The following is a 12,129-nucleotide window of genomic DNA, read 5'->3' as shown; positions in this document are numbered from 1 at the left end:
TTATAACTGTTTTTTAGTAGTGTGAATCCATTGAATCACAATGCATTGTTTTTTCTTCTTTCTTTTTCACAGGCTGCGTTTTTAAGCCTTTGTTTTTATCTTGAAGCATTAAGTTAATCAGTTCGCTTTTCTCTTTTTTAATAGCTTCTCGCATTTGCTTGTCGCGCGCTAAATCGAAATACGTAACTCCTTCAATAATGGTTTTTTCGGCCTTAGCATAAATTGATAATGGATGGTCTGACCATAATACAACATCGGCATCTTTACCTACTTTCAGACTACCTACGCGTTTATCAAGGTGTAAAAGTTTTGCAGGATTTAACGTTACAAACTTCCAAGCCTCTTCTTCGCTTACTCCTCCATATTTTACAGATTTAGCGGCTTCTTGGTTTAAACGACGCGACATTTCAGGATCATCACTGTTTATCGCTACAGTTATACCAGCATTATGCATAATTGCTGCATTGTGAGGAATGGCGTCATTTACTTCGTACTTATAAGCCCACCAATCACTAAAAGTAGAACCTCCAGCTCCATGAGCTTTCATTTTATCAGCTACTTTATAACCTTCAAGAATATGCGTGAATGTATTGATTGTAAAATCGAATTGATCCGCTACTTTCATTAGCATATTTATTTCGCTCTGTACATAAGAGTGACATGAGATAAAACGCTCCCCATTCAGAATTTCTGCAAGGGTCTCCATTTCTGTGTCTTTTCGATACGGCTTACCGCTTTTCTTTAAGTCGTCATATGCTTTTGCTCTAGTAAAATAATCTACAAATACTTGTTCAACTCCCATTCGAGATTGTGGAAAACGTGTGTTTGTTCTACTTCGAGACTGCTTTACATTTTCACCTAAAGCAAACTTGATAAATTTAGGAGAATCCTCGTAGATTAAATCGTCTGCAGCTTCTCCCCATTTTAATTTTATAATCGCCGAACGACCACCTATTGGATTTGCAGAACCATGTAAAACTTGAATAGAGGTGACACCTCCTGCTAAATTACGATAGATCCCAATATCTTCTTCGTCTAACACATCTTCGATGGTTACTTCTGCAGAAGAATTTTGCCCTCCTTCGTTTATAGAAGCTGCAGCAAGATGCGAGTGTTCGTCTATAATACCAGCTGTAACATGTTTTCCTGTGGCATCGATGACTGTTGCTCTGTTGCTTGATAAGTCTTTTCCAATTTTTGAAATCTTACCATCTTTAATTAAAACATCGGTGTTTTCTAAAATACCTTCACTTTCGTTGGTCCAAACTGTTGCGTTTTTAAATAAGAGCGTTTCAGACTTCGGTTTTTCGGTAAACCCGTAGGCTAAGTTCGGATACGTAATAGGACTCATAAATGGTGCATCGCTAGACTTATCTCCTTTCTTTTTGTCCTTAGCTTCATCATTTGAGGACGCTGAGCTATTCGTTTTGTTCGCTACAAAAGTGAGCTCATTGCCATTTGGTAGAATAGCTTTTCCGTTTAAAGAAGTATGAGTTGTAGCATTAGCAACAATTCTAATGTATTCTTTTTTAGTGCTGTCTGGCGTTTTAAATGTAAGATTTACCCAATCATTTGAGTAATTCAGTTTTGTGCCTAAACTCTTGTTATTGCTTTCAAGTTTAGCATTTGATTTGCCTGTGCTTCCAGAAATTGAAAGTTTATAAGATTCTCCAGCTAACTTAAAGGTATAATCGCCATCAATGTCTTTTACAGTCATGTCTTTTATAACATGTGCTGTTCCTTGAACCCAATTTTCATAGAGTTTTGTTTTCTTTTCAAAAATATCTCCATCAGTAATTAAGAAGTTAGCGTAGCTTCCTGTTTTTAAAGTTCCTAAAACATCTGACTTGCCTAATAATGCAGCCGGAACTGTAGTTAAAGCTTCTAATGCTTTTTGTTTAGATAATCCATTTTCTACAGCTTTCATTAAGTTAGAAGAAAATGTTTTATTCGATTTTAAACCATGAGTGGTTAGTGCGAAATTAATACCATTTTCGGCCAATAATCTTGGGTTGTGTGGTTGTTGATTCCAAGATCGCATATCACTTAAAGAGAGTGTGCTTGCTAAAAACGGATCGTCTACATCGTAAGCCAATTGAAAATCTATTGGTAGAATAATGGTGGCATTGGTTCCTTTTATGTCATCAATACGTTCGTATTCATCACCACCTCCAACAATAGTATATTGTATGTTATAAGCATCTCCAACTTTATCAGCTCTCATAAGATTAGCTCTGCTTCCTGCTTCAAAAATTTGAAGTAAATTCTTGTTTTTATTTAAAGCTTCAAGCGATAAATCTTTAGTGTCTACATGACCTGCTTCGTACCATTTTGCATCATCATACATTTGACGCAATAATGCCATACTTCCCATGATCGATGATGGATAGCGTTGTTGAGATGTTACACTTTTACTAAATGATAAATGTTGCGTTGTTTTACCGTCAACAATACGCATCGCATTGTCTGCATTATTGTTCAGTGCAATTAAAGCACCTGTGCCACGGACAACACCATCTGGCATATGTGTATTTACAACTCCAAAACCTAATTTGTGAAGTTCTGATGCAGATTTTGCATCGTACTTAAAACTTGCCATTACATCTTGTTCTGGCATAACGTGATCATTCCAGTAGTAGCCACTTCGACTCGCTCCATATTGTGGACCATTGCCTCCTCGTTTTGGTTTTTCGACACCAAAAGTGGTGTACATATCAATAAAGGAAGGGTAAATGGTTTTTCCTGAAAGATTAATTTTTGTAGTGTTCTTCGGAATGTTTACTGATGTGCCAACACTAACAACTTTCCCTTCTTTAATTAAGAGTGTTGCATTGTTTAAGGTTTCAGTTGGTGACACATGGATCGTTGCATTTGTAAATGCCGTGTAGTTTGAGTTATTTGCAATGACGCCTGAATTGCTAGGGAAATAGTCTTGTGCAAATAATGAAAAACTGCACATAAAAATGAGCAGTCGTAAATGTACTTTAATCATATATTTTGGTTAGTTAGATTGAGTTTTAAAGATAGGAATTTCACATTAAAGAAAAATTGAATTTGAAAATTTTAACGTTTACTTCAATGCTGAAAATGTGATGAAATTGTAGGTATTATAAAGGTTGGTCTTCATAATAATTAACCAAAAGCGCAACGACGTAGCTATAACTCTTCATGCCTGCAGATTGATTGTTGGCTTTTAAAAAGTTATCGAATGTTTTTTCGAAGATAGGTTCAATTGGGTTTTCATGAGCTTCCCAAAATAATCGGACTTCATGGTAATTCTTTAAGATACCTATATTTACAGATGCTAATATTGAATCATAAAGTTCAGGATCTCGTTTAAAAACTTCTGCTAAACAATAGCGAAGCGCAAAGGTATAACCAGAATACTTAAAGTACATATCATCATTATGAATGGCTGCTAAACTACCTATAAAATTAGCTTCGTTTTCTGCTGCGTAGCCTAATTGATGTGCTGCTTCGTGACAAGCCGTTGTTGGAAATTTGTACGATGAAATTAAACCGTTTACCTGAGCTTCATTTGTAAAAGGATTTAAGTAACCCGAAAAACCCATATAAGTGAGCGGTAAGCTATATATAGATTTTTTAATGCTTTTAGGATGGTATTCAAGATGTGGATATTGCTCAGAAAGTGTTTTGTATCCGTCTTTTACTTTCCTTAATATTTCAGACTTCGTATAGGGCATCTCAACTTTTAGCGTATCATTTTTTGCTAGTTGAAGTTGTAATGTATTCGATTTTTGAATCAGTTGTTTTGTAAAGGTAACCAACTGTTCTGTGGTATAATCGGCTTCAAGATTTAGTGATTTATAAAGTGGTTGTCTATAATAATTAAATGCCCAAAGTATATGAAACGCAAAATAGGCAATGGATAAGGTAGCTCCAATGTCTAAGAGCCAATTTCTAGTGTCTTTAATAATTCGTTTTCGGTTTACGACAAACCACCTTATGAGGTAGATGCTTCCTAAAGTGTAAAAGATATCTCCAATAGAAAATGGAATCCAGCCAAAAACATAGCGCGATAATTTTGATAAAAACACGTAAAGTCCATTGCTGTAAAATTGCTCAACAAATTCAGGAAAGTGTTTTAATTGAGATATAAAAAGCACCTGAAGGATGAAGAAAAGAACAAGGATTAGTTTTTTGTTTTTACGCATGACTCAAAAATAGAGAAAAGTTTAGTTCGTTATCTTTTCTTCTAAGCATTTATAAACAAGTTATTACACCGAATACCAAATTTTATTATTTCTCTTTATGGCCTTTTAAATGAATAGTTTGCATAGCTCTTGGTGCAATTTGAGTGGTGTAAGTTTCAGTTTCTATGGTTAGTGATACGTCAAAAGGCTCTTCTTTATTATTATAAACAACCACAGCGATTGAGCCATCTGGATTTTTAGCTGCTGTATAAATCAATCCATTTACATTCTCACCTGTTAAGGCAATTCGGCGTGCATCAGGACGAATAAATTTACTAAAATGACTTAGTAAATAATAAAGTGGTGTGTAAATAACTTCATCAGTAACAGGATTGATGAGTACTGGAGCACTATTAAAATTGTCGTAAGGATTAGGTTGGCCTTTATGACTCAATATACTGCACCACTCAATGTAACCCTGAGTTCCGTGATTTAAATCTGTAATAATATCGTTAGCATAAGTTTCAAACGGTACAAACACACCTGCATAATCAGGACTTTCTCTCCAATATTGACCAATAGGATCATTCTCGTCTATATCTATACTTGATTCAGTATGAATCATCGCTTTGTTTGGCCAGTTTTTTTGTAATTCAGCTAACTCTTCCGCATACCAGTTGTTTTCTTTTAACTCAGAATTTGTGTACCAATGAAAAGCAGTTCCCCAAGCATATTTTGAAGCTTCAGGATCTTCATACGTTTTTGCGACATAGTCGTTCATTGTAGATTTGTTATGATCATAAATAAGAACACGTAAGCCAGACTCTAAATCATCGAGATTAAGATGACCATCTTTAACCAATTGTGGGCCAAGGTGATCTCTTAAGAAATCACGACCTTGCTCTGGTGTAAACCCATTACTATCCCAATGTGCATCATGAGCGTGAAGTGGTTCGTTTTGAGGAGTCATTCCCCAAATATCAATGCCTTGTTCTTTATAAGCTGATACATATTTTGACATGTATTCTGCCCAAAGACTATAATATTCTGGTAGTAAACTTCCGTTAGTCATTTTCGCTGTTTCACCAGCTTTCATCCAAGATGGTGGACTCCAAGGTGAAGCGATAATTTTAAAATCAGCACCAGGAATACTAGATGCTTCTAAAATCATTGGAATAATATCGTAACTAGGTTCTACAAGTTCAATACCACGTACTTGGTCGTTTTCGTCACCAGTAAAACCTTTCATGTCTTCATGTATGCTAAAGGTTGAAAGATCTTCGTCACCTTCTTCAATATAGGTGTAATGATTGTTAGAATAATCACTACTATTAATATGTGTTCTTGTAAGTGTGAATCCTGCTCCTTCTGTCGGACTAAATAGTTTGGTTAAAACATTTTTTCTAGATTCTACAGGAATGGTCGCCAAATTCCATGCTGAAGATTCTGTAAAGGAAGCACCAAAACCGTAATACTTTTGAAATTCTTCTTCAGGATGTAGTTCTAAAGTCACCTTTTTTATATCAGTGGACGTTTTAATAGCATCACTAGTTACTAATTTGAGGTTGTCGCCAGCTTGTGAAGTTTGGTAAACATCGGAAACATAGTTTTTATCAGAACTTTTAGGCGCACAGCTTGCCATTACACAAACTATCGCAAGTAGGTGTAATCCTGTGAATTTTTTAATATAACGTCTGTGATTTTCTGGAGTGTTTAAGTGTCTCATATTGTGTGCTGTTTTACCAATGTTTTCAACTTGTAAATATACAGATTGAATCTATAAATTTCTTACAAAAGTTGAGAAATCTATTGAAATGCCACTACTGTAATTGTAAAATATTGTTGTTAGAGTAACATTGTTTTTTGTATTTGAAACAAGTTTAGAATGCCCCAAAAGAGATAAATGGATTTTGTACCTTTGCAAATCTAAAAACAAGATTTATGAGTTCAGAAATAAGAGCCCTAGAGCCTACACAACTATGGAATAAATTCGCAGATTTAAATGCTGTGCCTCGACCTTCTAAAAAGGAAGCGCGTGTCATTCAATTTATGAAAGATTTTGGAAAGTCTCTCAATTTAGAAACCATAGAAGATGAAGTTGGTAATGTTATTATCCGCAAACCAGCATCAAAAGGAATGGAAGACCGAAAGCCCATTGTAATGCAATCGCATTTAGATATGGTTCATCAAAAAAATAATGATACGGTTTTTAATTTCGATGAGCAAGGTATAGACATGCATATTGAAGGAGATTGGGTTAAAGCGAAAGGCACAACACTTGGAGCTGATAACGGATTAGGTGTTGCTACAATTATGGCAATTTTAGAAAGTGATACTATTGCGCATCCTGCTTTGGAAGCCTTGTTTACTATTGATGAAGAAACAGGAATGACAGGTGCTAAAGGTTTAAAAGGTGGTTTGCTTAAAGGCGATATCCTTTTAAATTTAGATACCGAAGAAGATGATGAAATTGGAGTAGGTTGTGCAGGTGGAGTAGATGTGACTGCAACTCGAGATTATAAAGAAGAGGAAACACCTGAGTTTAAAACTGGTTATACTATTACAGTAAAAGGCTTACAAGGTGGTCATTCAGGTATGCAAATCCATGAAGGTTTAGGAAATGCCAACAAATTAATGAACCGTTTATTATTTGATGGTTTTGAAAATTTTGGACTTCGTATTGCTGAAATTGATGGAGGAAGTTTACGCAATGCAATTCCAAGAGAAAGCAATGCAATCGTTGCTGTTGATGCTGTGCATGAAGCGGCTTTTGAAGCTGAAATGAAGGAGAATGCAGATATGCTTAAAGTAGAATTTAAAACGATGGAACCAGATCTAGAGGTCATTGTTTCTAAAACAGAAACTCCAGAAAAAATAATGGATCTAGGTGTGCAAGAAGGTTTAACTAGAGCATTGTATGCGGCACATAATGGGGTTTACAGAATGAGTCCAGATATTGAAGGATTGGTAGAAACGTCTAATAATATTGCTAGAGTTATTGTAAAAGATGGTGCTATTAAAATTGGTTGTTTAACGCGTAGTTCTGTAGAAAGTACAAAACTAGATTTAGCCAATACATTACGTGCTACTTTTGAATTAACAGGTTGTGAAGTAGAACTTTCTGGTGATTATCCTGGTTGGGCACCAAATATGGATTCTGCGATTTTAAAAGTGATGGTGCCAATTTATGAGCGCTTAAATAATGGTGAGAAACCACATGTAGCTGCTTGTCACGCAGGATTAGAATGTGGTATATTAGGCACGCATTACCCAGAAATGGATATGATTAGTTTTGGTCCAAATATTAAAGGAGCACATTCGCCAGATGAACGAGCACAAATTTCATCTGCTCAGAAGTATTGGGAATTTGTATTAGAAATATTGAAAAACATTCCTAAAGCTTAATTTACATTAAAAGACCTGTCAGGTTTTTAAAACCTGACAGGTCTAATACATTATAAAAAAAGCAGCTATTCAAATCTCCGAATGGCTGCTTTTTTATATGTTATAATTATAAAACTACTTTATACTTACCAATTCAATATCGAAAATTAAGTTGGCTCTTGCTGGAATAACAGGTGGATTTCCTCTTTCTCCATAACCTAAATAATAAGGGATAAAAACTCTAGCTTTATCACCTATTTTCATGTTAAGCATAGCTTCTCTAAACCCAGCAATTAAACCTGCTGTTTCATTATATGGCATATCAAAAGGAACATAACGACCAGCTTTGTCAAACCCTTCGTCGTATTTGCCATTTTTCTCAGCAACATCCTTTAAGGTCGTCCAGAAGAGCTCTCCATTTTCTAAATAACCAGCACAATCAATATTAACACGTTGCGTTGCATTTGGTTTTTCACCATTGCTTTCATGTGTAAATATCATTGCCATACCTGTTGGAGATTCAATTTTACGGCCTTTTAATTCTTCATTCTTTTTTAAGAACTCAACTTTTGCAGCATCCGCTTTAGCTTTCGCTTCTGCTTTTGCAGCTTCTGCTTTTTTCTCTGCTTCTGCTTTTGCAGCCGCAGCACGTTCTTTAATTTTAGGTAATTCTTCAGTAAACACTTTTGGTGCATCAAACTTTTTTGCTGTAGTACCAATTCTAATAATGTTTAACTTATTAATTACAACGTCTTCTAGTGGTTTGTTAGTTCTAGGGGCAACTTTCACATTAGAAATAGTATCGAGCACATTAAGCCCTTTTACCAATTCGCCAAAAACAGCATGGCATGATACTCTTGGGTTATCACAGTTTTTTAAAATACCATTAGCATCATAGCCGTCTAACCATTGTGTTGCTTTTTCAGTAATATAAAATTGACTTCCATTAGAGTTAACACCAGAGTTTGCCATAGATAATATACCTGGTTTGTCATGTTTTAATTCTTGGACAAGTTCATCTTCAAATTTATAACCTGGATCACCAGAACCTGTTCCGGTTGGGTCACCACCTTGAATCATAAAATTGTTCATCACACGATGAAACGTTAAGCCATCATAAAAAGGTTTTCCTTTAAAGTCTTCTTTTACTAGAGGATGGTTTCCTTCTGCCAAAGCCACAAAATTTGCAACGGTTACAGGTGCTTTCTCATAAAAGAGTTTCGCTACCATGGTGTCTTTTGAGGTTATAAATTCGGCATAAAGTCCTTCTTCTAAATCGGGATATTTGTCCTGACAAGATGTACTCGATAATACTAATAATACAACAAGTGTTGCTAGTGCATTTTTAATCATTTCTTTTAGTTATAGTGTTTAAAGTTACTTCACAAATTAATGGAACATTAGTTCCTACTTTACTTTCATCTCCATAATAACCATAGGCTTTTTGAGATGGAAATATAAATGTTGCTGTTTCAGTAGGTTTTAAGAGTTTTAAACCTTCACGCAACCCTGTGAACAATTCTTCCTTGTCCATTACATAGGTTTTATTGGTGTTGGCATATATTTCATCTCCTTCAATATTTGAAACATCAAATGTAAATTGAACGACATCTCCAAATTGTGGTTGAATCGTATCATTTTCCATTTTAGTATTGTAATAATACCAAAAACCACTTTCTGAAGCGATGTAATTTTTATCAGGATTACTCTTTATTATATCTTGAATTTGTTCGTGTTCTAATTCGTTAAGCTTTTTATTGCGTTCTGCTGACGCTTTTAAGAAAGAACCAGATTGAACGGATTCTGGTAGTCGTGCTTCTGGCGGTTTACAGCTGAAACACAGTAACAGTACAATAGTGAGTATGAGTAGGTTTTTCATATTTTCATATTTTAATGATACCAATTTAGGGGTTTCATTGGCTCAAATCTTGTTTATATTGCGGTAATATACTAATAAATTTATTTATTGTTGTTAGCATATCGTCTTCACTTCGTCCTCCAGCAGCATTGGTATGACCTCCACCATTAAAATGTGCTCTGGAAAATTCGTTAACAGAGAACTCACCTTTACTTCGTAAGGATATCTTTATAATTTGGTCTTGTTGACTTTCAATAAAGATGGCTGCAAAAATAATACCTTTTAGTGATAATGCATAATTAACAAAACCTTCTGTATCTCCCTTTTTAAAATTGAACTCGTCTAACTCAGCTTGAGTCAGCGTTATATATGCGGTTCTTAATTCTGGAATGACTTTTAAATTCTGCATGGCTCTACCTAATAATTGTAAACGACTATAACTATTAGTGTCGTATATATTATTATGTATTTGAGAATTATCGGCTCCTTTTTCAATTAGATTTCCTATAACCTGGTGCGTTCTACTGGTGGTTGCCGGAAAACGGAAAGATCCTGTATCTGTCATAATTCCAACATAAAGACAGGTTGCTATTGTGGCATTGATTTTTGCGTCATCGCCAAGCATTTCTATGAAATTATAAACCATTTCACAGGTTGAAGACATGCGTACATCAGAATACATATATTTAGCATAGTCGTCTGGTTGCTGATGATGATCTATCATTACTTTAATTGCTGATGACTGCTCTAAAACGTCTGCCATTTGATGTCCTGCACGATGAAAGGCATTAAAATCTAATGTGAATATAATGTCGGCGTTTTCAATATGTGTATTGCTGTCCTCTTGTTGCGTTTCAAATTTTAAAACAGTTTCTTCTCCTGGTATCCATTTTAGGAAATCGGGATAGTCATTTGGTGCAATTACTATAACATTATGCTGGTATTGTTTAAGGTAGTGATATAAACCTAGTGTAGAACCCATGGCATCTCCATCGGGATTTCTATGCGGTACAATAACAATGTTATTTGGTGTGTTTAGTAGTGTTTTTAATTCTAAAATTTGTTCTTTTGTCATAGTGCGCGAAGATACAATTTAATAACATAAGCTTAAATTTATGTAAATGGTTTTTAGAGTATCTTTAACGCCAAAAATAATAAAATATGAATTACTCTAAATTTCTTATATGTTGTTTTATAGCTAGTCTTAGTTTTGGCTGTAAACCTACAGAAACCGTTGCTGTTGAAAAAAATGCTGATTCTGAGAATACCGTATTTTCTGATTATACAATCGCTTTTGGATCTTGTGATAATCAAAAGCTAGAAAACAAACTTTGGGAGCCCATTTTAGAGCATAATCCTGACGTTTGGATTTGGGGTGGCGACAATGTTTATGCAGATACGGATAACATGGATTTGCTTCGAAAGAATTATAGAACACAATCGCAAACAGAAGGTTATGTGACGTTGAAAGCATCTGCCAAGATTTTTGGAACTTGGGATGACCATGACTATGGTTTAAATGATGGAGGTGAAGAGTTTAGTGCTAAAAGCGAGAGTCAAATAGAAATGCTAGATTTCTTAGAGGTTGATGAAAACGATATACGACGAAAAAGAGCAGGTGTTTACCATGCAGAACTCATTAATCTTCCTAAAGGAACGCTAAATATTATTGTTTTAGATACACGTTATTTTAGATCGGGACTTACTGAAGCAAAAGGATCAAAGAAACGATACCAGCCAAACACGTATGGAGAAGGTACTGTTTTAGGAACAGCACAATGGGATTGGTTAGGTAAAGAATTAACCACATCGAAAGCAGATTTTAATATTATAGTAAGTAGTATTCAGTTTTTATCTAGCGAACATGGTTTTGAAACTTGGGGAAATTTTCCGCATGAAGTAGATAAATTAAAGTCCTTAATTGTAGAATCGAATGCCAAAGGTGTTATTTTGCTTTCTGGCGATAGACATATTTCAGAATTTTCTAAAATTGAAATAGACGGACTAGATTACCCTTTAATCGATTTTACATCAAGCGGATTAACCCATGCTTATCGAGGTTTTAGCGGAGAACCAAATCCATATAGAGTTGAGAAGGTCGTTTCAGTAGAGAGTTTTGGATTGTTAAAATTTGACTTTGATTCTAAAACAGTGTCTATGGAAATGCGAGGTGAAAACAATGTACTACAACAGAAGATTTTGCAAAAATATTAGTATTGTTTTTCCTTTAAAATATATTACTTTTGCACCTCATTAAAAAAAAATACATGGCAACTAACAGAACATTTACAATGTTAAAGCCAGATGCTGTTGAAAAAGGACACATTGGCGCAATATTAGAAAAAATTTCAGCTTCAGGATTTAGAATCGTAGCAATGAAATTAACACAAATGACTTCAGCAGATGCTGAGGAATTTTATGCAATACATAACGAACGTCCATTTTTTGGAGAGTTAGTAGAATATATGACTCGTGGTCCAATCGTTGCAGCTGTTTTAGAAAAAGAAAATGCAGTTGAAGATTTTAGAACCTTAATTGGTGCAACTAATCCTGCTGATGCAGCAGAAGGTACTATCCGTAAATTATATGCAGCTTCTATTGGAGAAAACGCTGTTCACGGAAGTGATAGTGATGAAAATGCAGCTATTGAAAGCGCTTTCCATTTTGCTGGTAGAGATATGTTTTAAGCTAAAACATGATATTATATTGAAAAAAAGACTGTCTTAATTGATG

Annotated in this window: 9 protein-coding genes; 3 read left to right on the top strand and 6 right to left on the bottom strand. The window is 34.9% G+C overall.

Features of this window, described 5'->3' with window-relative positions; all coding sequences use genetic code 11:
• Positions 1–13: 13 nt before the first annotated feature.
• The 3 genes from K1X16_RS01895 to K1X16_RS01885 form a co-directional block, all read right to left on the bottom strand.
• Entirely contained in the window at positions 14–2,992 is a 2,979-nt protein-coding gene (locus K1X16_RS01895; RefSeq protein WP_225034836.1) for an amidohydrolase family protein, read from the bottom strand.
• Positions 2,993–3,107: 115 nt separating this feature from the next.
• Positions 3,108–4,175, bottom strand: coding sequence for a DUF3810 domain-containing protein (locus tag K1X16_RS01890; RefSeq protein WP_225034835.1), 1,068 nt, complete (start codon positions 4,173–4,175; stop codon positions 3,108–3,110).
• 85 nt (positions 4,176–4,260) lie between these two features.
• Positions 4,261–5,880 (bottom strand): glycoside hydrolase family 30 protein, encoded by a 1,620-nt coding sequence (locus K1X16_RS01885; protein WP_225034834.1) that lies wholly within the window; start codon positions 5,878–5,880, stop codon positions 4,261–4,263.
• Between the two features lie 215 nt (positions 5,881–6,095).
• Between K1X16_RS01885 and K1X16_RS01880 the strand changes: the two genes are divergently transcribed.
• Complete coding sequence (locus K1X16_RS01880; RefSeq protein ID WP_225034833.1) at positions 6,096–7,559, top strand: aminoacyl-histidine dipeptidase; 1,464 nt, start codon at positions 6,096–6,098, stop codon at positions 7,557–7,559.
• Between the two features lie 114 nt (positions 7,560–7,673).
• Here the strand turns inward: K1X16_RS01880 and K1X16_RS01875 are convergent, their stop codons facing one another.
• The 3 genes from K1X16_RS01875 to K1X16_RS01865 are packed head-to-tail and all read right to left on the bottom strand — an operon-like array spanning position 7,674 to position 10,471.
• The gene (locus K1X16_RS01875) at positions 7,674–8,891 is read right to left on the bottom strand and encodes a peptidylprolyl isomerase (protein ID WP_195870711.1); all 1,218 of its coding nucleotides are present in this window, start codon (positions 8,889–8,891) and stop codon (positions 7,674–7,676) included.
• Positions 8,884–9,417, bottom strand: coding sequence for a gliding motility-associated peptidyl-prolyl isomerase GldI (gldI, locus tag K1X16_RS01870; protein WP_195870710.1), 534 nt, complete (start codon positions 9,415–9,417; stop codon positions 8,884–8,886). Before gldI ends, K1X16_RS01875 begins: the two co-directional genes overlap by 8 nt.
• Before the next feature lie 34 nt (positions 9,418–9,451).
• Positions 9,452–10,471 carry a DHH family phosphoesterase gene (locus K1X16_RS01865; protein WP_195870709.1) on the bottom strand — a complete coding sequence of 340 codons (1,020 nt, stop codon included), beginning with the start codon at positions 10,469–10,471 and terminating at the stop codon, positions 9,452–9,454.
• Between the two features lie 86 nt (positions 10,472–10,557).
• Between K1X16_RS01865 and K1X16_RS01860 the strand changes: the two genes are divergently transcribed.
• Together K1X16_RS01860 and K1X16_RS01855 are read left to right on the top strand one after the other, a co-directional pair.
• Complete coding sequence (locus K1X16_RS01860) at positions 10,558–11,610, top strand: alkaline phosphatase D family protein (protein WP_225034832.1); 1,053 nt, start codon at positions 10,558–10,560, stop codon at positions 11,608–11,610.
• A gap of 53 nt (positions 11,611–11,663) precedes the next feature.
• Positions 11,664–12,083, top strand: a complete 420-nt coding sequence (locus K1X16_RS01855; protein ID WP_195870707.1) for a nucleoside-diphosphate kinase — start codon at positions 11,664–11,666, stop codon at positions 12,081–12,083.
• Positions 12,084–12,129: the final 46 nt, after the last annotated feature.

Source organism: Winogradskyella sp. SM1960 (assembly GCF_020179375.1).
GTDB lineage: Bacteria > Bacteroidota > Bacteroidia > Flavobacteriales > Flavobacteriaceae > Winogradskyella > Winogradskyella marina.
Note: the sequence above shows the minus strand (reverse complement) of the source record. Positions and strands in the feature narration are given on the sequence as shown.